Raw genomic sequence first — 25499 nt, forward strand, 5'->3', positions numbered from 1 at the left:
GCACTCTAACCAACTGAGCTACACCCGCGCATTGGACGAGCACGTGTCAGCCGTGTTCGTCGTTGGGGCGGTGGATAAGGGGTTCGCCACCGGGTGTCAAGCGCAGCTGGACAGCATAAACGCAAACAGGAGAAGGTTTTTTGACGGGCGGCACTTTGCCCGCGAAAACCACTGTGCGGCTAAGCTCGCAGCTGTTCATTTGGCCTTGCGAAGCCGGTCGCGACCGCTTAAAGGTCCGGCCGGAGCGGGCGATTAGCTCAGTTGGTAGAGCGCTTCGTTTACACCGAAGATGTCGGCGGTTCGAGCCCGTCATCGCCCACCACTTTGATTAGGCAAGGTAATTATTGTTTTTTGCTTCTTTGCGATCGCCGCGTCACTTGCTGCCTAGCTACAAAGTAGCAACAGATGGCTGGTCACGTGGGAACAAAATAGCTCGCCGGGTACTCCGGGCCTTGTAACGGCGATCTTCATACCCTAATTCAAAGAACAACAAAAAGAATGGCGGCCGGTCCAATGGCCCAAGCCATCTCAATCAGAGGGCGATCTTGGTCATCCGAGATCTGGGAATTTGGACTAACCCTATCGCTTAGGCGCTTCGCTCTGATCAGCCATCCATATCAACATGGACGGCGGTCGGATTGCATGTCGCCATCCCATCGCTGTCCGGATTTTAGAGGGCAGTCATGAGGCAGCGAAACACTGAACAAACATTCGTCAATCTCTATCTGTTTTTTGCAAAGAAGGGACTCCTCCCCCTTCCTGATGAGCTCGCACGTCGGAAGAAGCGAAGGAGAGGCTTTCGTGATGGGGAGCTTCTAACCACATCGCAGACGGCGCGGTTTCTCAAAGTGAGCGTCAAGACGCTCGCCAATTGGCGCGTAAAGGGCGACGGGCCGGTTTTCACGAAGATCGGCAGCTGCGTGGTCTATGACTTCAGTGAGCTGAAATCGTTCGTTGCTACTCGCTCGAGGCCCAGCACTTCTGCCGGGAGGGCGTAATGGGCAATTCCCTAAAAAGAAAGGTGAAGCATCGGAGGCGCAGGAGGGCCGTTCAAAGAGTCGAACCCATGCGGTTCCCTCCGATCGACGAACTCCTCCAGCAAGGCGGCTTGAACGGCGCAATAGACGATCTGGGGCGCAATTTGGGTGCACTTGGAAGGCAACATCGCCGCGAGCATCGCAAGGCCATTGCCTGTGGCTACTATCTTGCTCGCATGTTGCAGGCAGTGCCCGACCTTTGGCGCGATTTCTGTCAGCGGCTCGAATGGAACGACAAGCCGAGCAAGCCAAAGCTGGAAGATTCCGCGAGGGCCATCGAGTTTGTCTTCCGTATTTCTTGCGGCCTGGATTCCACGGTTGGGCAGAAAAAGGCATCGAAACTCAAGTTCGCGCTGTTGGATGCTTGGGAGGCCGAAGTCTCGCCTGTCGAAATATCCGATTGGCTGAAGCGGCAAGGGGGCATCGAGAAAGCTTACAAGGCAAGGCGAACAAGGTTGGCAGCTGCGGGCGAGAAGTCATCTATCCGGCGGAATCCCAAGCCAGACACGATGCCTGATGACCACGGGGTGGCCCCGCCTTCGACATTCCAGATTTTGGCGAGCAAGGAACATCTCGCAGCGATCAACATGATCAAGGCCCCGCTATTCACCTGGATCTACATTCGGCGTTCGGACGAAGACCCGTCCAAATTCGAGATCGATCATGTGGGGAAGAGCGATACTCTTCCATGGCGGAAGCCTTGATGCCCGTTGTAGCACCAAAAAACGTGCCAGCGCCCACCAACGTGCCAACGCGAACTAGGCGCTGATATCCCGCACACACTACGTCGACCGTCGAGTGCACGAAACACGTCTCTGACGCCGCCCGTGCACTCGACATCACCCCACACATCACGAGATTTATCATGGCTTCAGAGCCCATTATAAAGTGGAAGACGTTCGTATCCTCCCATCAACAATTTGACGAAAAAGTGAAGAGATATGCGCTCGGAAAGCGAGGGCGCGAGGGCAAGTTCGCTTTAAGCGAAGCCGTCAGGGAGAACTTTCAAGATCGCTCATCACTGTCGCTTAAAGCGACAAATGCGAGGGCCAGAATCGAATTCTGCCGGGCAGCCCGGAAGATCATGAAGGCCACAGCTACGCCAACTCCTCAAAGCCCAGCCTTCTTCCTTACGCTATCCCCGATCGATTTCGTAACCACCGCTGCCGACGCAGAAACGTATGATTGGTCGGTCCTACAAAAATGGGCCGAGGAGGAGCTTAAGGGACTTTGCTACTTTGGCGTCGTCGATGCTGCGCCGTATGCCAACACCCCTAGAGGGCGTGAGAAGGTTGTATCGTGGCATATCCACGCCATTGTGTGGGGCGCAAGCCGTGAAAAAATGAAGGCGTTGAAGAACACCGTGAATGCTCGGTACGAATCGCTCTTGCCAAATCGAGAGGCAGCGCATTTCCGTGTTCGTAGTAGCTGGAAGGGCCTTCGTCAGAGCCTTATCTACATGCTGAAAGCCCCTCTCAAGACCTACCGAGTTTACGCTATAAAAGATTCTAACAAGCGGCCAACCGGGGAATACCAACAAAAGAAAGATTGGCATCGTTCAGGCGAGGCGGCCGCGGTCTGCCGGTTCATGCATGGTGCGGAGATCGACAAGCTGTGTGTCGCTGGTCTAGGCGGTCGTGAGGTTTTGGAGCGGACTATCGCTAAATCCATTTCAACCATCGGGCAGCAGGATGCCGAGCGGCTTCGTGCCTTAGTTCGGTGGGTTTCCTGGGGATAGTTCCTATCCGACTGACCCAGCTGTCTCGCAGGCGCGGCAGGGTCCTCTTAGCAGCTTGCGCTGGCCACAGAGAAAGGTCCGATGTTATCGCACACGTCGGGGCAACATCATGCAGAACTTGATCTTCTATCACTTCACCAGCGCCGAAAGCCTCTTAGGCATCGGCCGTCATGGGCTTACGGTGGGTGACGTGCCGACTAATATCGTAAAGATGCGCGGACTAGTCGGAGTTTGGCTTACCAGTTCGCCCCTCTCGGACAATCATGGGCTTGGCAAGCAATATGACAAGCGCCGATATAGGCTCACCGTCGAACTTCCAGTTGGCCTGCCGACCTTTCACAAATGGACCGACTGGTCGAAACAGTACGTCACCCCGCAGACCATATCTGGCCTTCAGGACACTGCTTCGGCTTGGGACACTTGGTACATTGTGCTGGGAGTGGTGCCTGCTGATGCGGTGATCGCGTGTGTCGATGTCCTGAGTGGCGAAACAATCCACAACTGGCGTGAAATCAAGCTACCCGGCAGCGAGAAGCGTATCGTGCCACCGTGGAGGCGCGAAGCGTGGCAAAAGAGAATGTTCAAGCAAGTTAGCAAGGCTCTAGCAATGCGGGCGAAATAGCGTTCCCTGCCATCCATCATTGGCAGCCGCGACAGGCCTCTCGTTCTACCGAACCAAGCCTCGTGGTCTCGGAGACCTTCGTCAGATTCCCCGATCCGACATCGTAGAAGCGCCGAACGCAGGTGTCGTATTTGTCGTTGCTGGTGTCCATCCAGTCAGCCTGCAGGAGAGTGCTGTCGATGCCATAGTGGAGTTGAAGCTGGTAGTTGTCTCCGCCGCCCAGCGGGAAATCGACCACTCTCCCATCGCGACCATCGATCAGAAACGCGAAAATGCATGACGTGCCGCAGCCGATTTCGATCGAGAAGTGGCCGCCGTAATTTGCGCCGGACTTCATGCCGTTCCGAATCCTGGTTTTGGATTGGGCGACACAGCCTCGGCTTTCCCTTGAGATACATTTTCGTTGGATAGTCGCCGAATTTAGGTTCTGCCGCTGCCGGTGAGACGGCGAGTAAAATGGCTGCTAACAACGCTCAAATCAGTTTCATCATGCTGCCCAAATCCCCTCAACGACGCGGCAATGCCTCCGGCCGCCAAACCTGTCAACAGTTTTCCTACACCCGGTTTTAACTGAGACCTCGCACTATTCCGCGTAGACATTCGATGCCTTTGTGGGACTACCTGCCAACTGCTGACTAGATTGGGCATTTGATCTGAACGTGCCATCCAATAGCTGGTCCATGATCCGGCCGCAGGTTTTGCAGCGCGACGGCTATTGCTGTGTGTCTTGCGGCATCAGGCTCAAGTCGGTGGATGCGGACGTCCACCATTTGCTCCCCCGCTCGATGGGCGGGACCGACGAAATGTCGAACTTGGTCACCCTCTGCGACGGCTGTCACGCGCGCCATCATCCCAACTTGGCCGGTGGTCTGGCGAGACGGGTGATGGAGAGATGGGCTGTGCGCCTTGCAAAATGGCTGGACCGTGAAGGGGTGGTGACCGAAGCGGCGGGCAACTTCGGACCTGCTCTACGCCTGTTTGGGCTGCAGCGATTTCGTAACGGTCAGTTGCCAATCATATTGGCAGCGCTTTCGGGAAAATCCGTGTTAGTCGTCAGTCCTACAGGCTCCGGCAAAACCCTATGCTTTCAGCTTCCCGCGGTGCTCAGACGTGGCGTCGCCCTTGTTGTTTCCCCCTTGAAGGCGCTGATGTCCGAACAGGTGTCCGACCTTCTAGCCAAGAAAATACCGGCAACGTTCATCAACAGTGATCTCAGCCGCGAAGAGAAAGAGACCCGCTTTTCTCTGCTTGGCCTCAAGGCCATAAAGCTCCTCTACATAGCGCCGGAGCGCTTCTTCGTTCGCAGCGATGCGGAGCGCAGCCAACTCAAGCGCAGCGAGCCGTCATTTCTGATCATAGACGAGGCCCATTGCGTTGACCGCTGGGGTGAGGACTTTCGCCCCGAGTACGGCCGCTTACGCGAGGTTCGGGAAAAGCTCGGTGCTCCCCCAGTCTTGGCTTTCACAGCTACCGCTGGAAAGGAAATGCAGGACCGGATTCTCGCCTCGCTTGGCATCCCGGATGCAAAGGTGTTCGTCCGCGACGTGGATAGGCCGAACATTGCGATGTTGCGACGGCATTGTCGATCTGAACAGCGGGCGCAGGAAATAGCATCCATGCTGGCGCTGCCCCAGTTGAAGGGGCAAAAGGCGATGATTTTCGTCCCTACGGTAAAAGTGGGTGACGAACTGCGGACTGCTATGTCGGCGATGGGGTTGGACATCCCATTCTATCATTCCAAGCTGGGAACCGCATGGGAGCGGCAGGAACTCGTCAAGCGCTTCTTGGGGCAGAGCCGCCCAGTGGTCGATCAGATTGTCTGCACCAACGCCTTTGGCATGGGCCTCGACGTTCCTAACGTGCGGCTGGTGGTGCATTGGCAACAATCAGCATCTGTTGAAGACCTGTTGCAGGAGTTTGGCCGCGCTGGAAGAGATGGGAAGCCGTCGGTCTCGGTCATGTTCCACGACGGTAAGGGCCGAGGTGATACGGGACGCCTCAAATTCATGGCCGAGATGACTGTCTCGAATGCAACGGGAGATGAACAGCAAAGAGCAGTCATCCTGGAGCAGAGGACCCGGAACATCGATCAAGTGGCTGGGATGCTCCGCTCGACTTCTTGTTTTCGTAATTCGATCCGCAACTATTTCGGCGACAGCGAGGGACGGCACAGACTGAGCCTTGCAGAGCGGATCCTGGAATGGGTTTTTGGGACCCGTGCGCCGACAACCTACCACACCGCTTGCTGCGATAGCTGCGACTCCGCAACAATCAAAAAGCACGGCGCGATAGCTTATGTTGCGCGGGTCATGGGCGGTGAATTCCCGCGTTTAGGGCGAAAATGACAATCGATTGTGCTCAGAAGACGGAACCCCGTCATCACCACAATACAGTATTTGGTCCAAACATTTAGTGATCTCTTAAGCACTTCTCCACAATCGGTACTTGCCCGGCTTGGCCCGTTTTGCTAATGAGTCCGTACAAACGGGGGTTTGGATAATGTCGAAGCGCAATTTCCTGTCACCAATGGCCTTGTCGGCCACGATGATTCTCGGCGGCCAAGTTCAGGCTGCAGTCCTTGTCGAATCGGCAAATCAGCCTTCGGCCAAGCTCGCTGAAGCTGGCACTGTTCCGGCGGACCTCGGCTACGGTGAGGTGCTCGATCGCTCAAATGGTACCGACGTTATCATGGCGTACCACACCAGCCATTCGAGCCATGCTAGTCACGGGTCTCACTGCTCTGGCTACAGCTATTGTTGATGTCGGACACCCCTCGCGACAGCGAGCTCGTCCAGACTGCCCAAGTCAAGTTTGATCTGTCAGTCTTCAGCCTCGACTGTGTGAAGCGCGCAGCGTATCGGGTAACCGGCAACGCTGCGGTTGAGATCACGATCGAAGGCGGCTTCGCAGTATGCACGATCAACTTCAGCAAGGCGGCCGCGCGAACTTCGGCCGACGCAGCGGTAGAAGGGCTGCGGCTAGAGGTCTTGGATCAGGACCTGCGTAGCAGCATCGCCGCCGAAACCGCCACGGTTAGAAACGCGATACTGGCGCTGGCGTTTTCCAGATCGGGCCTACAGTCCGATGACTAAGTTTGCTCCGGCAACTGACTTCCAACGACCGTTGGACGACACATATCAGCTCGCGTACTTCCGTTTTTCCCAGTTGGACAACGAGCGGTATGTGCTGACCAACCAAGCGGGCGAATATCTGGTATTGCCGCGCGCCGTGCTGGCTTCGTTTGTCAAGCACGAGCTTCCCAGCACACACGCTGCCTACTCCCGCCTGCGCAGCAGGCAGTTCCTCTTTGATGCATCCTCCAATATCGGCAAGGAGCTGCTGGCGCTTAAGGTTCGGACAAAGGCAAAGAGGCTTGAGAACTTCACCTCGCTGCACATTATGGTCATATCGCTGCGTTGCGAGCACTCCTGCCCCTACTGTCAGGTATCTCGTCAAAGCGAAGATCGTTCAGCCTTCGATATGTCAGAGGAGACTGCCGAGAAGGCGTTGGCGCTCATTTTCCAGTCTCCAAGTCCGGCTATCAAGGTCGAGTTCCAAGGCGGCGAGCCGCTTCTGAATTTCCCGTTGATCCAACACGTCGTGCATCGGGCTGAAGCGCTCAACAAGGTCGCCGGGCGGAAGCTGCAATTCGTTATCACGACGAATCTCGCTGTCGTTACCGACGAAATCTTGGAGTTTTGCCGCGAGCACAGCGTCCTAATTTCTACGTCGCTTGATGGTCCGGCCACCCTTCACAATGCCAATCGACCGCGCCCGGGAAAGAACAGCTATGAGTTGGCTGTGGCAGGTATCCACAAATCCAGACTGGCTCTCGGCCATGAACGCGTCAGCGCACTTATGACGACGACCAAAGCCAGCCTTCCACTAGTGCGCGAGATCATTGACGAATACGTGCGGCTAGATTTCCCCGGAATATTCCTTCGGCCGCTTTCCCCTTACGGCTTCGCGGTCAAGACAAAATCATACGCCGCCTACGATGTGGACCGCTGGCTCGACTTCTATTTCGACGGGCTGAACTACATCCTCGAACTGAATCGGAAAGGCATTCCCTTCAAGGAGTTTTACGCGGCCACCATCCTTACAAAGATGCTCACGCCTTTCGAGCCGGGATATGTGGACCTCATGAGCCCGGCAGGCATCGGTATCTCTGCCGTTGTCTATAACTATGACGCCAGCGTCTACGCATCCGACGAAGCGCGCATGTTGGCTGAGATGGGCGACAAGACATTTCTGCTCGGGAACGTCCGCGAAAACACGTACGCGGAGATTTTCGGGTCTGATGCTCTCATCGATCCTATTGAGCAGTCCTTTGCCGGGTCAGCTCCGATGTGCGCCGAATGCGCCTACGAGCCTTTTTGTGGGTCTGATCCCGTATTCCACACTGCAACGCAGGGCGACTTTGTTGGCCTCAAAACGCGGTCGGGATTCTGCAATCGCAACATGTCGATCTTCAAGAGGCTGATCGACCTTATGGAGAGGGACGTTACCGCCCGAGAACTCTTTCTAAGTTGGGCGAATTAGGATGTTGCGACTGAGTGGCTTCGCTGCGTCAGCAAGCGTCGGTGATTTCTCACAGCGAGTGGCACTTAGGCTCGTGACGGGCCAAGCTGATCAAGCGCCTAACCCGGAGCATGATGCGTATCTTTTCAAGGGGAAGGCGTTTCATCCTGAATGCCAGTGGGTTGTCACCTTTGAGGAGCATCGGCCGGAGGCTGAGCGATTGTTTTCAGACCGACGACTAGTCGTTCTGCCCCACGAGTTCGACTACCTCAGTGGGGGAGACGTTATCCGCTTTGTGCCGGATCGGAAGGCAGTGCGTGTCCTGTTCAGAAAGGATGCCAACGCGAACTATTTCCTCGTAACGGAGCGGTGCAACCACCTGTGCTTGATGTGCTCCCAGCCACCCAAAGACGTTGACGATCGCTGGTTGGCGCGGGAGATTTTGGATGTGCTGCCATTGCTGCCCGCAACGACCCCGTTTCTCGGGATCACTGGCGGTGAGCCAACGCTGGGGGGTGAGGACTTTTTTGACATTTTGTCCTCGGCTCGTGACCACCTTCCTACGACGCCAATTCATATTCTTTCCAATGGTCGGACGTTTAAGGACAAGGCGTTTGCTGAGCGGTATCAAGCAATTGGACATCGCCGCCTTTCGGTCGGCATACCGATCTATTCCGCCGACCCGGAAGTTCACGATTACGTGGTTCAGTCCAAGGGCGCTTTTGACGAAACAATCCGCGGAATCATGAACCTGAAGTCCGTCGGGGCTGAGGTTGAGATACGAGTTGTCGTTCACAAGCAGACCTATGAAGGTCTCGCCGACCTGTCAGATTTCATTTTTAGAAACCTCACCTTCGTAGACCACGTGACGTTCATGGGGCTGGAGATCACGGGCTTCACAAGGGCAAATATGGATAAGCTCTGGATGGACCCGTACGACTATCGAAGTGAGCTGCGGGCGGCTGTGCAATATCTGGCTGCGGCTAGGATCAATGTTTCAGTCTACAATCACCAGCTCTGTCTTCTTGATGGCTCCATCCATCGATACGCGAAGCGTTCGATCAGTGATTGGAAGAATGAGTACGTGGATGAGTGCGCGCGATGCTCCCGTCGGGACGATTGTGGTGGCTTCTTTTCGTCGAGCAGCCTTGCACGGAGCTCCCACATCTCGCCTTTCCAGTGAATTCACGGAGCAGCCTTGGATAAAACCGCGATCAGAAAAGACGCGTATGAAATCGCGCTTCTCCTTACGGCCAAATCCAGAGAGCTAACACAATTTGACCTGCGTCTCCCGTTCGAGTGGAAAGCGGAATCGCTTCAGTGGCCGAATCCGCCGGAATGGGTCTTAGAGCACAGGTTACACCGTCTAGCATCCGAGCTGCTGGAACTCCTTGATGCGCTCGATCGGCTTCGCCGGGAAGAGCATTTTGACGCACTGTACGCGCCCTTGCAGAAAGGAGAATTCTGGAACCTTGGTACAATTGAGATTCGATTGGAACAGAGACCAATACACCTCGGGTTTTTAGAACCAATCCTTTATACGCCATTCGACGTTTCCGACGAGAATCTTGCCGCATATTTGATCACCGTGTCAGGTGACGACCATCCCCTGAAGCGCGAACACCATGACCATTTCGGCTGGCACTACCACTATCTAGATCGGAAAATGAGGCGCTCAGACGTTATTCTGTGTTGGGATACGTTCGCTAAGGTGACCGACCAACAGATCCGCCCCCTGTTCTATGAGAATCACGCAGAGGGCAGTTGTGATTTTCCTGCTCGCCCCACCTTATGGGCTGACCGAAAGAGGAAATCCATGCACGAGGCTTGCAGACCCGATCTGCTCAAATGGCGGATCAACGAATTCAAGACCCCCGGAAAGACCTCCTCGGCAGTATGGCCATTGGGAGCAGTCCTTACGCCACGCCCGCCTAGTTCTGGTCAGCAACAATCTGAGCAAAAAAAAGCTGCTGGAAAGGGCGTACATCGCAAACGTGGGCACAGGAGTTAGCCTTTGAGCAAGTACCAAGAACTTCAAGAGCTTGTGGCTTCCTATGGGGAAGCAACAATCTTGTTGATCAATGAGTCCCGGCGCTTTGGGCAGGCCATCATTGACGGCTTTCCCGACTATCTCGGATGCGAGAAGCATCGGGTCAAGGGGGTGCCTCCGCAAGGCGAAGTGAACGTCAATGCCCGATACCAAGACGACATTTTCAGTTTCTATCACAAGAACCCTAATTTCCTCGAACCCGTCACCATGGGCTTCTACGTCGAAGTGGCCAATAAGATTGGCAGAGGCGCAACATGGGTGATCTTTGGCGTTGAGTTTTGGCTTAGTGGCCAAGACGTGATCATCACTGTAGCTGGCAAAGACCAACGGGCGATTGCCCTCCCTCGCGTCGAGAGCCCTGATCTGACCCGCGTTTTTGAAGTGCTCTTCGATGAAGTTCGATCAGAATTCTCGGTCGATTTGGACGCTTCGCGAGAGCGGCCGCGTATTGGCTTCACCGGCCGCGAAAAGCTGGACTAAGTACGAGTCGGGATCAACAGAATAAAGGGAGCAAACGGTGCCGACCTACAACTTTACGCCGAACGCGTTGTTTCGTGGCGGGCCAGTCACTGAATATAATGCTTGTGTAGGGGAAAACGGGGGGCCCTACGATTTGATCGACTACGGACAGGGCTTCTTCGACGGGGCACAGGAAATTGTGCTCGCTGTTAAAGAACGAAACGGGACCGTTGATCTTTTGGTTTATCCGATTTGCTTTTCGTTTCGACATGGGATCGAACTCTACCTGAAAGCGCTTGTGCAGACGGCTAACAAGTTCAACGGGTCGAAACGCACTTACCAGAAAAACCATAGCATTGACGAATACTGGAAGATGGTTGTCGAGGAATTCGAGAAAATGGACGACCGAGTCATTGATAAGCTGGAGGTCGGGATTGCAGGTGACATCATCGCTGACTTTGTGCAGATTGATCCGACTGGGCAGGTGTTCCGATATCCCGAAGACCTTAAAGGCAACACTCATTTGACTGGGCTAAAGCTGATTAACGTTGAAGTTTTATCGCTTGGCATGAGAATGCTGCATGGTTTTCTAGACGGCTGGTATTTCCGAATAGAAGGTCTGATGGAATTTCGTCGCGAGAATGCCTGACTGATAGTTTCGGAACCAAGAAAGAGGCCAGATGCCAACGCTCCAGCAAAACATTGCGCACAAATTCGTTGCGGCACTTGCCGAGGGGCAGAAGGTCGATAATGACAAGACCGAGCAAATCCGCAAATTGTTGGCGAATGGTAAAAAGCCGAAGGCTGAGGACCTCGTCAAAATCTTCTTGGCACCTACAGACGGCGACGTGAAGTGATCAAGCTCGAAACCGCTCACATCGAAGAAGTGCGCGGAATCCGCAAGCTCGATATCGACTTTAGGAAGGAAACCTTCGCGATTTCCGGCCCGAATGGCACGGGAAAAAGCGGCGTTATCGACGCGATTGAATTTGGGCTTACTGGGGAGATCGGTCGACTCACAGGCAGAGGCACGAAGGGCCTGTCAGTTGCCGAGCACGGCCCGCATGTCGATAAGGTAAAATTCCCGGACGCCGCCTTCGTTGAATTGAAGGTCTTCATTCCCGCTCTTGGCAAATCAGCAACGATCACGCGTAAAGTTTCCGCGCCCGGCAAACCGAAGATCGTGCCTGCCGATGCCGACGTGAAAGCGGCCCTTGATGAGATTGCAGATCACCCCGAGATCACGCTCGCCCGACGTGACATCCTGCGGTTCATTTTAGTCGAGCCGACGAAGCGCTCAGAGGAAATTCAGGCGATCCTGAAGCTGGAAGAGATCGGACAAACGCGGTCAGCACTCAACACGGCCCAGAACAAGCTCCAGACAGGCCACAAGAACACCTCAAATCTTGTGAAAATCAGCCGGGAGATGCTGCAGCGTCATCTGCAAATCGCGATATTCGGGCCTGCCGAGCTCTTGGCGGCTGTAAATCCAAAGCGGGAAGCATTGGGCCTTCAGAAGCTCGAAAAGCTGACACCCGAGACGCGGCTGGACGCCGGATTGTCGGACGCGGACAAGCTGCCCGAATTCAACAAGCAATCCGTGCTGCGCGACCTCAACGCCATGTTGAACGCGCTGAACACGCTTACCAATGCCGGAGAAGGGGATGCGGGTGCCATTCTGTCTGGCATTGCAATGCTAGAGAATGATCCCGCCTTGCTGCAGGCGCTGCAGCGGCGGTCCCTCGTCGAGAAGGGTCTTGACCTGATCGATGGCCCCGAGTGCCCACTATGCGACTACGTGTGGCCCGATGAGGCCCATCTGCTGGGCCATCTGCAGGCAAAGCTCGCCAAATCTGAGGACGCTGGGAACCTTCAGTCCTCTCTAATCAAAAGCGGGACTGCGCTTGGCGGGCATGTTGACGGATTGCTAGGTTTGCTCAGACAAACACTAATCATCGCAAGAACTGAGAACGATGGAGCTTTCGTTGACCTGATTACGGCGTGGGGCACGGAGCTGCGGGAGCTGAAAGGGCCGCTTTCAACCTTCGATGGGCTGATGGGGATGAAAGAGCGCCTCACCGATGGATGGCCCAGGATGCCTGTAGATTTTCCCGCAGGCCTCTCCGCCCTGCAATCCAAGGTCGAAGCTAGGCCCGATCAGAGTGCGACCGTTGAAGCGCAGACGTTTCTTACGACTGCGCAGCTTCGCCTGAATGACTACCGTGACGCGCTGCGGAACAACGAGAGGGCGAAACTCGCCAGCGATGCTGCCAAGGCCGCCTACGATACCTATTGCCGCGTCATGGAAGGCGAACTGAACGCGCTCTATGACGACGTCCAGGAGGACTTCAGCACTTTCTATCGGCTAATCAATGGTGACGACGAGGCCAAGTTCACCGCCAAGCTGACGCCAAGCGAAGGACGCCTCGATTTCGATGTGAACTTCTATGAGCGCGGTCTCTTTCCGCCCGGTGCGTACCACAGCGAAGGGCATCAGGACGGCATGGGTGTGTGCCTCTATCTCGCCCTAATGAAACGCCTTTTCGAAACGAACTTCACCATCGCGCTGCTCGACGATGTCGTGATGTCAGTCGATTCCGGTCACCGCCGCGAGTTCTGCAAGCTTCTGAAGACGCATTTTCCCAACACGCAGTTCATCATCACGACACACGACCGCCTCTGGGCTGAACAGATGAGATCGGCGGGGCTGGTCACCGCGAAGACTTCGCTCGCGTTTCATAGCTGGACGGTGGATACAGGTCCCTTGGTGGAGTCAAACGTAGATATCTGGGATGAGATCGCTGCAGCTCTCGCCAAGGGGAAGGTGGAGACGGCGGCCCATGGGCTGCGTCACCATCTCGAATACGCCTCACGTCAGCTCGCGGATCAGCTTGGCGCGCGCCCGATCTTTAGAGCGGACGGCAACTACGAGCTTGGCGAGCTGCTCCCCAGCGTCCTCTCGCGTAGCAAGGACCTGTATGGCAAGGCTGCGGATGTAGCGCAGTCCTGGGGTAACGCTGCTGCTAAGGAGGCCGCGCTAGAGCGCAAGACAACGCTTTCCGGCTCGAGTGGTGCGAGCAACGTCGAACAATGGGTCGTTAACAAGGCTGTGCACTACAACGAATGGGCCAACTTCGGAAAAAAGGACTTCGAGCCCGTCGTCGCGGCGTTTAGTGAGCTGCTTGAATGCCTGCGATGCAAGGACTGCCAGTCTTGGCTTTATGTCACACCGCGCGGCGGCAGCCCGGAGTCCTTACGCTGCCAATGCTACGCGGTGAACCTGAACCTGAAGGCGAAGCCGAAGTGACCGGTGCTGACCTTCGTAAACTGAAAAAACTTTTCGGACCCAATCATGAAAATACGGGGACCCATGGCATATTGCGCTCGTTGTCGCTTCAAGATCTTAACGCCCTTGCAGATTGCCGAGGGTGCATCGTTGACCGTTACAATTCCCGGCTGTCCACCGGCAGTCATCGATGTCGGCCCAGATGCGTATCCATCAGGGCAATGGATCGTTATCAGAATGGACGGGTTCGAAACCGAAGACGAAGCGTTCAAGGCAGGGACGCAGCTCGGTGACGTTCTGTCAATTGTTGGCGCTGTTACGCGGCTTGGAATTGATATTGGCTTCAGTCGGCCGACTCTTCAGTTCAGCGAGCATGTCCACGCCGCCATAAAAGCGGAATCGGGTAAGCAGCTACGCACGGAAACCCACGGCTTAATGGTCTACGAAAAGGATGCTGTCACTATCGTCGGGATGGAAGCTCGCGGCAGGTCCACGATTGCCTCCGACGCATTTGTCCAACGTCTAGAAGAATGGGGCCATGCGACAAAACAGCTTACCCAACGCCAACAGAACTGCGCCGCGCTGCTGAACGACTCATTGTTTGTACCGCAGGCGGAAGGCCAATTTGTGCTGCGCGTTTCCGCAGTGGAGGCATTGTGCGATCAGTTCGACGTAGGTGCGGAATTGCAAGCAGCAATCACTCAAATCGAAGCGTTTGTGGCAGGCCTGTCGCTTAACGCTGATGTTCAAGAGACGATAAGGAAATCACTCTCTTTTCAGAAGAAGCAATCACTACGCCAGTCGTATATGACGAAGTTTAGAACCCTTCTATCCGAAGATCACGCTAGAGCTTTCGATGCCTTGTATCAGAAACGCAGTGCGCTGGTTCACGACGGACGCGGTCGTGGACAGCTGAGTGAGGCTGCAAATGAAGCAATGGACCTTGCCTGCGCCTTGCTTGCGGCGGAATTGAAGTAGCCCTGTCAGATTCTTCGATCACATACAGCACCGAGTTGCGGTAGGCACGTTAGACACAGTGGGGGAATATTGCATGATGATCATTCGACAAAGGGGAGAGAGCGACTGCGGTATTGCCTGTGTTGCGATGCTTATCCAACGCTATGCAGGATGCCCCGCGAGTTCCTCATACGATGCTGCGCGGGCCGTATTGTTCGGGTCAGCTAAGGGCTCAGACACCGGCACGAGGGATCTCCGAAGAGCACTTGCGAAGTTTGGCATAAAAACCGCAGGACGCACGGTCGGTTTCAAACCGATCTCAAGCACCAATATGGGGTTGGAATTTGATGCAATCGTCTCAACAAAAGTCAAGGCGGACGGTTGGTGGCATTGGCTTGTTTGGGACGGAAAAAACAACGTCCTGTTGGATCCCCTTGAAGTTCCATACAAGCGCCCGATCGTGACCCACTATCTAAGGATTGTGAATTGAGTGCTTTTGTTTATCGCTATCTCAATAAGCAACAACAGATCAACTGGCGGCCGATGCACGCCGATCGCAAGACCCGCTCGCAAGGGAAAGTTGGATGAACCTCCCAGAGGAGATACTGTATTTTGACGAGCCCGGGATCGACTCCTTGTCGAACCAAATTGACAGTGGGCGACTGGTAGATTTCTCCAAGGAGCACGAAGTCAGCCGCGAAGGGTCTGGTTCTGTTAAACCTAAGCTCGGCATAGGCTCAATCCTTTCGATGCTCGGAGGTCCATCGTTGGAGGTCGACAGTGAGTTTGGTCTCAAACGTAGCGGAGTCGATAAATCAGTACAGAATTTTTCTTCCACCCGAGAGACGCGATATGCCCAACTCTTGGCGCATTTGGGAGGGTTTTCGGCTCTCAAAGGAACTCTTGATCAGGCATGGCACTCCTCACTCAGCAAAGACGGTAGCGTATTCTGCCTTATCGAAGGGCGCTTTCAGCCCACAGAGCCATCTTTCTGGGTCGAAACCGCAAACGAATTGCACTTTCTGCAACTGACCGACAGCGTGTCGGAATCGTTCAAAATGGGCATGAGCTTCTCGAACATCTCTGGCATGAGGGACAATAAGTTGCACCATCTAAGCCATCTCGTAAGACGAATCCGTGATGGCGCGCATCTGCGGGTTTTTGGAAAGATGGATAGAACGCGGTACATAAAGCCATTCGTCGTTTCGTGGAACTAGTCAGGTATTGATGCAACGTTGGGGTATGCCTTGAGGTGACGTAACACCATTCTCGCCAATCGATGTAACACAGGAGTTGACACCGACTATTTGTGACAAGGTAGCCTCGGGCCTAAACCTTGAGGTGACACACATGAGCCGGATTGGCTACGCCCGCGTCAGCACCATCGACCAAGATCTCGACCCGCAGATCGCAAAACTGAAAGCCGAAGGCTGCGGCATCATTCGATCGGAAAAGGTCTCTGGGGCCAGCCGCGATGGCCGGGCCGAACTGGCGACCGTCATCGACTTTCTACGGCCGGGCGATGAACTGGTCGTGACACGGTTGGACCGGCTCGGCCGCGACACGCGCGATGTCCTTAACTTGATCCACGAGTGCGAACAACGAGGGGCGTTCGTGACTGTCCTGGACCCGCACGTATCAACCCGAGGCGAGATGGGTCACATCGTCCTTACGGTCCTCGGGATGGTCGCCCAGATGGAACGGAGGTTTATCAAGGAGCGACAGCGCGAAGGTATCGACAAGGCTAGGCGCGAAGGTGCCTATAATGGTGGGAAGCGGCGTATTGATCGCGAGCGGATAACCGCTTTGCACTCCGAAGGAAACGGGGCCGCTCTGATTGCTCGATCCGTAGGCTGTTCACGAATGCAAGTCTATCGAGTGCTGCAAGAAAATAGAGCCATGAACCGGACAGTTCTGTAGGCATCGGTCGGCGGACGGCACGGTCAATGCCATCCGCTGCTATGCAGTGGCACTCAGGTATAAAGGTTCGCCAAAACGTGGTCTGCGACTTTATTTCCAACCTCAATGCCCACACTGGCATCAAAATGCCAGTGGATTCCTAAGAAAATTCGGCTTCTAGCATTGAGGTACTCTGGGTGCGAGTACGAAACAAACGATTGAGGAAGTCGAGGGCGCGGTTTCTTGTCATAGATTCCGCGATTTTGACCGTTATACTCATCAGAAACGAAAGTGAAACTCTCATCGCCATCAGCTGGTATGAGCGCTCGCAACGCCTGAAAGACGGCGCCGCCAAAAACTGCGTGGCCGGATGGGTAGGCGGGAAACGGAGGGGTGAAATTAGGTCCTCGTCCGTTCGTCGCCGGTGCGCCTAGAGGATAGAACGCGGGGTCTGGATCAGTCTGAGGATTTCCATCGTCTGGCCACCTGATACCCGTTACTGGCCGCCAAAAATCATAATGCCACTTAGCGTCCCACGCGGCGATCCCAGCGTCCGCCATCGCTACGTTCACGATAGCAAGAATTCGTGCCACCTCTTCCAACTCAGTGACACGCTTCTGAAGCGCAACGTCTTGGGCAATCTTATTATACAAGCGCGGCGGGGCGCATAAGCCCGGTGTACCGTCGAAAGCCCAGAACACGCCTTCAAAAGTCTCAAAATCCATGCGCTCGGTTGGTGTATTGTTCCGAGGATCGCCACCCACTCGTTTTACTTCCGAATATGCGGCCGCATATTCAGGGCTATCCAGCGCGGGGGGGGCGGCGGGACGAAACTGGTCACCGGACGTCAATATGAAAGGGCGTACACTGCCCCACCGCGCTCCGAGGGCTACCGACAGTTTGGATATCGGATCAATGTCCCAGTGACCCGCGCCCCCTACAAGCGGGTGGTCCACGCCTACCGCAGGCTCCACGTGGTTAGAGCCATCGTTTGCCCGCATGGTGACAATGGTTGACGCAGCTGCCTTGCCCAAGGTCATTGACGCTTTCGCTAAAGCGTCCGATTTCGCGATGTCGGTTGGATCGTTTATCTCTGGAATTCGGATGAGGTCGCTGCTTAGCAATGCCGAGATTCGTTGCTGCTGATAAGGATACAGGGCGACTAGAGCATCGTGCGCTGCCCATGCTACCGCCGCTTGGATGGATACGTCACCAGCAGCTGGCGGCAGCCCAATGTAACTCTTTCGCTTCTTCGTAACCGCGTTGATCGCCTCGAACATAGCGATGTGAACTATCGCCATAGCGCGACTAGACCGGTGCGGTCCCAGTTGAAATCCAAAGCGCTGTGGGGCCTCGGGAATATCCTTTGACGTGGGAACATGATCCAACGCGCTGGCGTCGTGAGCCAGCAGGCTCCACATCAGATATCGGTCTACTGGCCCTTCAGCTATCCGTGGTAACTCGCGGAAACCCAGTACATTTGCTTTGCCCTCTTGGAGACTTAAAAGGCGCTCAAATTCTTCACGAATCTTGTCACTTAGCGGATAGCTCGGTTCAGCGTCACTTGATTCTTGGGAAAGTGCCGAACCTGCAGATCCAACCATCGCAATTGGCGCTGCTCCAGCAAGCTTTAGTAAATCACGCCGCTTCATAATAATTTCCTCCCCAATGACGCTGCCTACAGTTACCGGTTGCGATCTCTCCTAAAGAATTGCATTTTACTAATGTGGAGTCGACAGATGTTTTCTGAATGGAAACTGCAAGATCCGTAACGCAGAACGATAGGCGAACTAAGGTGACGCTCTGCCGGTTCTTACAATTCGACGTTCCATGAAGCGACGGAAGATTGTTTGCAAAACGTACTCGCGCACGGGACGATGCGGGATAGCTATTTCTGGACCCCAGACGCCATCTAGGCAACATAGCTCGTATTGATATAGCCGGACCAAGCGCGGCCGCCCTTTCAGACGGAACACCGCTTCATCGCGGATCGGCAGCGCGAGGGGATCGAACGTGCTAAGGCCTCCAGAACCTGCCCGGACGCAAGGGCAGCTTACCCTCGGTGGCGAACGCTGCGGCACACCCGCTGTAGCAGTTGTTCACCAGTCCTAGTCGCTGAAGACGGCAGTCCAGTTCGTATACCAGTTGCTGTGGCAATACCCGTTGATTGTTCTAGGCTCTAACTCTGAATTCGCATAAACATAATACACATAAACCGGCGCCCCGCTGGACGTCTCGACCCTAATTCTGTGCTGAGCGTTTCGGTTGGCAAGTATTATACAGTTGTTTCGTTGATTTATACTCAGATCTTGGCAGGCTACTCCTGAACAGCCTGCAAATGCGGTAGCGTTGAGGTTCAATACCATGGCGGCACTCACAGCAGCCAGACTCCCAATTCGAAGCACACCAGATGGCGACATCTCAAAATTCTCCTCAGTCAACGTCCCAGACCACTACGAAGCTCCCTGTAGATCCGTATGTGAGCGAAACCTGCCCACTAATTATCGACGCAAGTTACTTCCCAGAGGCCGAAGCCACAGGCTCCCCCGCTCATAATTTCCTTTTGGATTACCCTATAGGGGGAAACCGTTTTCTTGCCGTCGGCAGTTATGGTGCAAACGTTGACGGCCATTTGGTCGATCGAGGTTCCGCATGGAAACCATGTATCGCCTGCCCACGGGCAGCCGTTGCCTCCCATGCAAACTTTAAAGGTCTGATCAGCCGATGCTGGAAAGCTGGTGGTCAACATTAATACTGTCAGAACACGCGCCGAACCGCGATTCATGGGATCCTCCCCAAACAGACAGAATCTGATATAATGGACTACAAACCTGTTGAAAGGCGACGTTGTACAATCAGTTCGGAGGCGCTCAGTGATGTTAATCAGATTCAAACTGAATTAAGCTAGTCAAACCTCACAGATCGAATCCTGTTTCGCCAATCTCCCGCGCCGCGAAAGCAGTTATCCAGCTCACAGAATATTTTCTTGTTTAGAATTTTTATGCAAGGATTGCCATAGTTCGGCTTTTCGCAGAGGGCCACTGGCCCTCCGTCTACTAGTACGACTACACTCTTCGCGTTTATGCTAGCTGGTAGAGTTGGAGAATTCATTTCGATCCGCACCCGCGTTTTGTCCGCAGCGATTAACGTCACTCGCCGTGACGTCTGGCTATCTGAAGCGCCGGAGAAACATACGAAGACGATGCCAATTATGCTGTACAACAATACCTTCCGGCCACTTTTCTTCGGGCTTTGTTCGGTTATCACGAAAACCTCCATTCAACTGGTGCGCAAGCGCATCACTGCGCCAGAACACCCGCACTGCGCCAAGATCGACATTGTCTCAGCTTCTTGCAGTGACTAGGGGTGACACTGCCCGGACCACTGAATTTCCTCGGACGATCGGGTGCTCACGTCTGAGCCCTTGCTTCTGCAAGGATCGCCACCGGGTGCTTTGCCTGCAGTCTCGGCAATTGCTTGTCGTGAGGCGGCACATGATGATCCATCCGCAGAAATTGTCTGATCACCCTGATCCCGCCCGCTAGTGTCGAAACAATAGAAGCGTTTAGCCACAAAGAACTGGCCATTGTCCGCGACCGCGAGCGAACAAGACAAACCAAGAAAAATAGAACCTAACATGAATGCCTTCATCTACTCCTCCTACACTAAATTAAATGATTAATTTGCACAGCACGAAGTGATTGACGACACAACTAGCGGCAAGTAGCTGCTACCTCGCACCCACAAACATAAACTGGTTTGAGTTGTTCTCGCGGTCTGGTCCCGTTCGGTGGCTTTTTACAAGTAATTGTCGTGCCGTTGACACACGTATATGTCGCACCGCAATTCCCGGTGTAGTCAATCGGCCGGATGGCATTCTCAGGAACTGAAGGACTGACCATGACTCCGTAAGCAATCACGGTCCCGGCTGGGAACAAGGCAGCGACCAGCGCCGCTATTACTAGCGTTCGCATGTGATCCTCCTCAAGTCGTAAGTTCTGAAACGCTAATATAGCGGCGAATGCTGGCTGTGTCCAGCGGCACATTCAACGAGTGTAAAATATCTAAATATTTTATTGTCTTTTCAAAATGTTGCGCGCGGCTCTTATCGGTCGTGATAAAGTAGCCGTGCGCCTGAAGGCCTTTTCAGGAATTCTATCCGGGCGCACAAATCGATACTTCGATCCTCAATCTAGTGCGCCTGTAATCTAGTGATAGGTTCGCTTGACGTTCCACAAATTTGTTGGGGGAGGTTTCCACGAAGCTGGCTAAGAGATGGATCTCTGGATCGAGAAGCTACAGCCATCTACCGCTCGAATTGAAGATATCAGGTTCTTGCCGTTTCTGCGGACTGTCTAGACAACCGACCGCCCTACGGAAGTTTGCGATTTGCGCTCGAAGGTATAGCGAGCAAGAAAGCGGCCTCCGGTTCAAGGCTAACGAGCTGTAACGGCTTCTTGAGATTGCGATAGAATGCGGTCATCGCCGCCGCAGAAAGCGGCCCGCGATTGCGCTTTTCTGGAATGACATATTGTGCGGCTTGATCACCGTTGCCGTCTGCAAGAGCGTAGTAGAATGCCCTCACGGTGGTAGCCGCAGTTCCGTACTCTTCGGTAATGTCCTTGGTGGGAGAGACCTCGACTGCGCTCGCCAGCAGAGGCGCATGATGATGGCCCGTGGTCGCCGCTGCCTGACTAGCTAATTGGACCTGGACGTCTTTCCCCACGAGGGATCGCAGCAATGCCTCCGTGGCGGTTGTCGCGAAGAGTTGGACCGTTGAGACCGGCTCGGCCTCGTTCGCAAACTCGTCACCGGTTAGGCAAATCGGGGAGTCAAGACGGAGTATGTACGCAGGCTCCGGTTCGTCTCCTAATGTCACATCCTCGAAATTGGGCGATCCGGGGAATTTCCGGTAGATGAGTTGGCCAGACAGATGCTCCGGCTGTCCTTTGGATATGTCGAAGCATTGGCTTGCCTCCAGCCGCGTCGACAGGATGGACAACGCGAACACAATCGCGATTAGGGATCCGACCCGTTTTCCCATTGACTTCATACCTTCGCCTTTCGCCACCCAGCCCACCAAGCCTCCCATTGGGAGCAGAACCAGCGTTCCCCTCGCGCCGGGTTTACGCGCGTGGCCGAGTAATACTCCTGGCCGGGCATGTGATAGATATGCTCGCCGCGCTCATTGATGTTTCCTTTGATGTCACAGCCCACTCTGCGCACGGCGACGGAGGTCGTTGACGTGCCGGGATAATGAACATTTGGAAGTGAGTGCTGGGTGTCTATCGCGACATAAGCGAGGGACGCCGTGCCAAGCAGCGCCAAAGAAATAGGGAGGCGAGCGCGCAGAAGCGAACGCCACCAAGGCCTTCGCCGTCTAATCCACGGCTGAACAGAATTGCCCATAGCCATCTCCCCGAGGGGAGAATGCTTCCGTCAGGCGGAAGAGTCTAGAGAAGGAAGAAAGCACTATCGGGCTATTCTGAACTGTCCTCGTCGCTTTCGTCGGGAGGGACTTCATCGTCTGGCGCTGGCTGTTGCTCCTCAACGTAAGCCTGACAACCTTCATTGAAGGATTGGCTGTTGCCGTCGCAGTCGTTGGCGTCCGAAATACCATTTCGTTCGGCCCAATCGTATCCTGCTTGGTGGCCTGAACAGTCTGCGGTGCAGTCGTAACCTTCGAAAGTTTGCTGCGCCACGGTAGGGTAGGCCGTAAGGCTTAACCACACGATAGCGCCAACGGCGGCTGATCTATTCATCGAGGTTCCGGCCTAAGCCGTCTTCCGCCGCGCGGCAGGCTTTTTGGCTTTGGCTGCAGGTTTTTTTGGGGCAGCTTTTGCAGCCGTTTTTCGGCCGAGGCCTGAGGATTTCGCAAGGGCCGACCGCTGAGCAGCATAGTTTGGTGCCACCATCGGATAGTCTCGAGCCAAGCCCCACTTGGACCTGTATTCCTCCGGCGCCAGCCCATAGTGGACATTCAAGTGACGCTTGAGGGATTTGAACCTCTTTCCGTCCTCCAAGCAAACAATATAATCTGGGAACACGGACCGCTTGGGATTCACTGCGGGAATGAGTTCAGGCTCCGGCTGCTTCGCAGGCAGACCAATCCCTACCAATGCAGAATTGACGCTGGCGATAAGGTCGGGGAGCCCGGCGACAGGCACAGCGTTCTTTTGGACGTAGGCCGCCACGATATCCGCAGTCAGCTCCAACAAATCGGGGCTCATCTGTCCATTTGGCTCGTTCATCAAATTCAATCTCCTCGTTGACCTTCTGCGTTCCTATTCAGGAAATTCACGCGACGCAACAGCCGCGCAAACGCAGCACATCGAGAAATTCTGCTATTCGTCAGATCGAACCCCGCTCCACCCTGCGGGGTTTCTTTCGACAGAGCATTGATCGACAGGGATTATTAGACGACCCTGTAGCGAACGAATGCTGGGAGCGTTTGCGATGCTGGTTAACTTGTTTTTGGCAAGCGTGGCGGTTTGCCCCGGCCTGATGATAATTATCATTTGGCAGTTCTTTCGAATGAAGAAGGAGCAGAAAATTGCGCTGGGGAATCAGACTTTGCTCGCGGAGCACATCCATCGACTGGAAACCAAGTACAAGCCGATATTGGACATTGAGGCTGAGGTGACACGTCTAACAGGAGATTTACAGTTTCAGGAGAACAGGATCGTGAACCTGCGTTCTGACTATACAGACAAGAAGGCTATCTATGACCGGTTGCTCAAGGAAGTTGCGATCTTTGACGATAAGCTGGCGTTCGCCGAGATGGGTGTCTACGAGCCGCACTTCGATTTCACGGACAGCGAGGAATACAAGGCTGCGATATTGACGGCTCGGGAGCAGCAGAAGGCTATGATAACAAGTGAAAACGCCGTGATCTGCACCACTAAATGGTCTGTCGAGGGAAGCGCCGCCAAAGGTCAGACAATGACGCGCCGTAATATCCGTCTCACACTAAGAGCGTTTAATAACGAGTGCGATGCCGCGATCGCTAATACTCGCTGGAACAATGTGAATGCGATGGAAAAGCGTATTCTGAATGCGCAGGCTCAAATCGACAAACACAATGCGTCCAACACAATTTTCGTCACCGGCGACTTTGTCAAGCTCAAGCTCAAGGAGCTCTACCTTGCGCACGAGCATCGCGAGAAATTGAAGGCCGAAAAAGAAGAGAGAGCCGAAGCTGCACGTCTCGCCCGTGAGGAGCAACGGCTAATCCGTGATATGGAGCAGGCGCAAGAGGAGGAAGAGCATTACCAGCGTTTGCTGGACAAGGCTAAGACTGAGGCAGGCAGCATTGTGGGACCGAAGCTTGATGCCTTCGCTGAGCAGATCAAGATGCTCGAACGAGACCTAGCGGCGGCTCATGCTAAGGTCGAGAGAGCCCAAGCCATGGCAGAGAAGACGCGATCGGGGTACGTCTACATCATCTCGAATATCGGCTCTTTCGGCGGTGACATTGTGAAGATCGGGCTCACACGGAGACTAGATCCGCTGGACCGGGTCCGGGAGCTAGGCGACGCAAGCGTTCCATTTGTTTTCGATACCCACGCGATCATCTATAGCGATGATGCGCCGACGTTGGAACGCGCGCTCCACGTAGAGTTTGAGCCGACACGGGTGAACGCCCAGAACTATCGAAAGGAGTTCTTCAGGGCGTCTCTTGATGATGTGGAAGCTGTGGTGAAGCGCCTCGCACCCAGTGCGCCCTTCTTCAAGGATATCGAGGCTCAAGAATATCACGAAACGCTGTCGAGGAGACGTCAGGCCCTGGAATTTGTCGCACATGCCGAACAGTCAGTTTTCCCAATGACGATCTAGGCCAAAATTGCACCTGCATAACCGCCCGCGGCTGATCGTAAGCAGATACCCTAATGCTGGTGCGACTGATGGCTTGCCAAGATATTGCAATTGCTGCCACTCTTCAGGACAGCAAGCGGGGACAGCTATGACATTGGAGTTGCGAAAGCGAGTATTTGAGTTGCTCGCGTCAAGACCGGACGAGCGGTTCAAAGCTCGCGACATAGCGAAGTGGATCTGCGAGCACTATCCTCTCGAGGCCGCAGAGAAGCTAGAAACCAGCGCGTCGGTGACCAATCAAACCCAGCTTTTGAATCAACTGGTGGCGGAAATCGGAGCCAATCGACCCGGATGGGAGCAACGGTATCCTGAGTTGCGCACGACAGAGGGTGTTCGTCCCCGCCTATATTATTGGACAGCGAAGTCGGAGGCGGCCGAAGTTGAAGAGGCAGAGCGGGCTGGAAAGGCCCCCCAATCCGAGCTTGAAGACCCAAAAATCCGAGAACATGACCTTTATCCGATGCTCGTCGATTTTCTGCTGAGTGAGCAGGGCATCCGAGCCGAAAGAATCGACGAGCGAAGGTCGTCAAACACTAGCGGATCGGGCGGAAACAAGTGGCTGTTCCCCGATGTGGTCGGAATTGAGGACCTTACCGCCGGGCTCAACTCCGAAGTAGTTTCCGCCATAAGAGAAAGCAGGGATAAACGACTCCGCCTCTGGTCATTTGAAGTCAAGATGCTGGTGAACCGGTCGAACGTGCGCGAAACCTATTTCCAAGCAGTGTCGAATTCGTCGTGGGCAAATCTCGGCTATCTTGTTGCGGCAGAGATCGAGGGAGTTAACACTCTCAAAGAGCTCCGCATCCTATACGCGATGCATGGCATTGGACTTATCAAGCTTGATGTAACCAACCCACCAGAAAGCCAAATACTCATCCCAGCTCGGGAACGGCTCGACCTTGAATGGGCCATGTGCAGCCGTCTCGCGGATGAAAATAAGGACTTCCGGTCATTTATAAAGCGAGTTCGGCAGTTTTTTCAAACTGGCGATCTATGACTGTGTAGTCTTCCGTTGTAGCCTTCACGGGCCGGGACTACCCGGCACTTTGCAGTTC

At 54.6% G+C, this 25499-nt stretch carries 26 protein-coding genes and 1 tRNA gene; 21 read left to right on the plus strand and 6 right to left on the minus strand.

Annotation, left to right across the window (positions count from 1 at the left end):
- The first annotated feature begins 246 nt into the window (after positions 1-246).
- The 5 genes from AC3CCE_RS16910 (at position 247) to AC3CCE_RS16930 (ending at position 3397) form a co-directional block, all read left to right on the plus strand.
- Positions 247-322: transfer RNA gene (locus AC3CCE_RS16910), tRNA-Val, on the plus strand.
- 361 nt (positions 323-683) lie between these two features.
- Entirely contained in the window at positions 684-998 is a 315-nt protein-coding gene (locus AC3CCE_RS16915) for a helix-turn-helix transcriptional regulator (RefSeq protein WP_352624458.1), read from the plus strand.
- 68 nt (positions 999-1066) lie between these two features.
- On the plus strand, positions 1067-1741 hold the full coding sequence (locus AC3CCE_RS16920; RefSeq protein WP_352624460.1) for a hypothetical protein: 675 nt from the start codon (positions 1067-1069) through the stop codon (positions 1739-1741).
- A gap of 161 nt (positions 1742-1902) precedes the next feature.
- Positions 1903-2775, plus strand: a complete 873-nt coding sequence (locus AC3CCE_RS16925) for a hypothetical protein (RefSeq protein WP_352624462.1) — start codon at positions 1903-1905, stop codon at positions 2773-2775.
- 109 nt (positions 2776-2884) lie between these two features.
- Entirely contained in the window at positions 2885-3397 is a 513-nt protein-coding gene (locus tag AC3CCE_RS16930) for a hypothetical protein (RefSeq protein ID WP_352624464.1), read from the plus strand.
- A gap of 16 nt (positions 3398-3413) precedes the next feature.
- Here AC3CCE_RS16930 and AC3CCE_RS16935 read toward each other — a convergent pair whose 3' ends face one another.
- Positions 3414-3734: a hypothetical protein gene (locus AC3CCE_RS16935; protein WP_352624466.1), complete on the minus strand. Its 321-nt coding sequence runs from the start codon at positions 3732-3734 to the stop codon at positions 3414-3416.
- A 343-nt stretch (positions 3735-4077) separates the two neighbouring features.
- On the opposite strand from AC3CCE_RS16935, the gene AC3CCE_RS16940 reads away from it, so the two are divergent.
- The 14 genes from AC3CCE_RS16940 to AC3CCE_RS17005 all read left to right on the plus strand — a co-directional run bounded on the left by AC3CCE_RS16940 (position 4078) and on the right by AC3CCE_RS17005 (position 16590).
- On the plus strand, positions 4078-5742 hold the full coding sequence (locus tag AC3CCE_RS16940) for a RecQ family ATP-dependent DNA helicase (RefSeq protein WP_352624468.1): 1665 nt from the start codon (positions 4078-4080) through the stop codon (positions 5740-5742).
- A 154-nt stretch (positions 5743-5896) separates the two neighbouring features.
- Positions 5897-6157 carry a hypothetical protein gene (locus AC3CCE_RS16945; protein ID WP_127218519.1) on the plus strand — a complete coding sequence of 87 codons (261 nt, stop codon included), beginning with the start codon at positions 5897-5899 and terminating at the stop codon, positions 6155-6157.
- Entirely contained in the window at positions 6157-6489 is a 333-nt protein-coding gene (hxsD, locus tag AC3CCE_RS16950; RefSeq protein ID WP_352624471.1) for a His-Xaa-Ser system protein HxsD, read from the plus strand. The genes AC3CCE_RS16945 and hxsD overlap by 1 nt, the downstream gene beginning before the upstream one ends.
- Positions 6482-7939 (plus strand): His-Xaa-Ser system radical SAM maturase HxsB, encoded by a 1458-nt coding sequence (hxsB, locus tag AC3CCE_RS16955; RefSeq protein WP_352624473.1) that lies wholly within the window; start codon positions 6482-6484, stop codon positions 7937-7939. The genes hxsD and hxsB overlap by 8 nt, the downstream gene beginning before the upstream one ends.
- Before the next feature lies 1 nt (position 7940).
- Positions 7941-9101 carry a His-Xaa-Ser system radical SAM maturase HxsC gene (gene hxsC, locus AC3CCE_RS16960; RefSeq protein ID WP_352624475.1) on the plus strand — a complete coding sequence of 387 codons (1161 nt, stop codon included), beginning with the start codon at positions 7941-7943 and terminating at the stop codon, positions 9099-9101.
- Positions 9102-9116: 15 nt separating this feature from the next.
- Entirely contained in the window at positions 9117-9929 is an 813-nt protein-coding gene (locus AC3CCE_RS16965) for a hypothetical protein (RefSeq protein WP_352624477.1), read from the plus strand.
- A 3-nt stretch (positions 9930-9932) separates the two neighbouring features.
- Positions 9933-10448, plus strand: coding sequence for a hypothetical protein (locus tag AC3CCE_RS16970; RefSeq protein ID WP_352624479.1), 516 nt, complete (start codon positions 9933-9935; stop codon positions 10446-10448).
- Positions 10449-10485: 37 nt separating this feature from the next.
- Positions 10486-11076 (plus strand): hypothetical protein, encoded by a 591-nt coding sequence (locus tag AC3CCE_RS16975; RefSeq protein WP_352624481.1) that lies wholly within the window; start codon positions 10486-10488, stop codon positions 11074-11076.
- Between the two features lie 31 nt (positions 11077-11107).
- The gene (locus AC3CCE_RS16980; RefSeq protein ID WP_352624483.1) at positions 11108-11284 is read left to right on the plus strand and encodes a hypothetical protein; all 177 of its coding nucleotides are present in this window, start codon (positions 11108-11110) and stop codon (positions 11282-11284) included.
- Entirely contained in the window at positions 11281-13734 is a 2454-nt protein-coding gene (locus AC3CCE_RS16985) for an AAA family ATPase (protein WP_352624485.1), read from the plus strand. The genes AC3CCE_RS16980 and AC3CCE_RS16985 overlap by 4 nt, the downstream gene beginning before the upstream one ends.
- A 45-nt stretch (positions 13735-13779) precedes the next feature.
- Entirely contained in the window at positions 13780-14691 is a 912-nt protein-coding gene (locus tag AC3CCE_RS16990) for a hypothetical protein (protein WP_352624487.1), read from the plus strand.
- A 73-nt stretch (positions 14692-14764) separates the two neighbouring features.
- Positions 14765-15160, plus strand: coding sequence for a cysteine peptidase family C39 domain-containing protein (locus AC3CCE_RS16995; RefSeq protein ID WP_352624489.1), 396 nt, complete (start codon positions 14765-14767; stop codon positions 15158-15160).
- 94 nt (positions 15161-15254) lie between these two features.
- Positions 15255-15887 (plus strand): hypothetical protein, encoded by a 633-nt coding sequence (locus tag AC3CCE_RS17000; protein WP_352624491.1) that lies wholly within the window; start codon positions 15255-15257, stop codon positions 15885-15887.
- Positions 15888-16020: 133 nt separating this feature from the next.
- Positions 16021-16590, plus strand: coding sequence for a recombinase family protein (locus tag AC3CCE_RS17005; RefSeq protein WP_352624493.1), 570 nt, complete (start codon positions 16021-16023; stop codon positions 16588-16590).
- 53 nt (positions 16591-16643) lie between these two features.
- Here the strand turns inward: AC3CCE_RS17005 and AC3CCE_RS17010 are convergent, their stop codons facing one another.
- From AC3CCE_RS17010 to AC3CCE_RS17030, 5 genes are all read right to left on the minus strand, one after another.
- Complete coding sequence (locus tag AC3CCE_RS17010; RefSeq protein WP_352624495.1) at positions 16644-18221, minus strand: vanadium-dependent haloperoxidase; 1578 nt, start codon at positions 18219-18221, stop codon at positions 16644-16646.
- Between the two features lie 845 nt (positions 18222-19066).
- On the minus strand, positions 19067-19354 hold the full coding sequence (locus tag AC3CCE_RS17015; RefSeq protein WP_352624497.1) for a hypothetical protein: 288 nt from the start codon (positions 19352-19354) through the stop codon (positions 19067-19069).
- Between the two features lie 1587 nt (positions 19355-20941).
- Entirely contained in the window at positions 20942-21649 is a 708-nt protein-coding gene (locus AC3CCE_RS17020) for a hypothetical protein (protein ID WP_352624499.1), read from the minus strand.
- Positions 21619-21984, minus strand: a complete 366-nt coding sequence (locus tag AC3CCE_RS17025) for a sunset domain-containing protein (protein ID WP_488377165.1) — start codon at positions 21982-21984, stop codon at positions 21619-21621. Before AC3CCE_RS17025 ends, AC3CCE_RS17020 begins: the two co-directional genes overlap by 31 nt.
- Before the next feature lie 359 nt (positions 21985-22343).
- Positions 22344-22820 (minus strand): Ros/MucR family transcriptional regulator, encoded by a 477-nt coding sequence (locus AC3CCE_RS17030; protein ID WP_352624501.1) that lies wholly within the window; start codon positions 22818-22820, stop codon positions 22344-22346.
- A gap of 205 nt (positions 22821-23025) precedes the next feature.
- Here AC3CCE_RS17030 and AC3CCE_RS17035 point away from each other — a divergent pair, with 205 nt between their 5' ends.
- Entirely contained in the window at positions 23026-24405 is a 1380-nt protein-coding gene (locus AC3CCE_RS17035) for an SNIPE associated domain-containing protein (RefSeq protein WP_352624503.1), read from the plus strand.
- A 127-nt stretch (positions 24406-24532) separates the two neighbouring features.
- Positions 24533-25441, plus strand: coding sequence for a COG2958 family protein (locus AC3CCE_RS17040; protein ID WP_352624505.1), 909 nt, complete (start codon positions 24533-24535; stop codon positions 25439-25441).
- The last annotated feature ends 58 nt before the right edge of the window (positions 25442-25499 follow it).

The organism is Mesorhizobium sp. P160187, assembly GCF_057766425.1.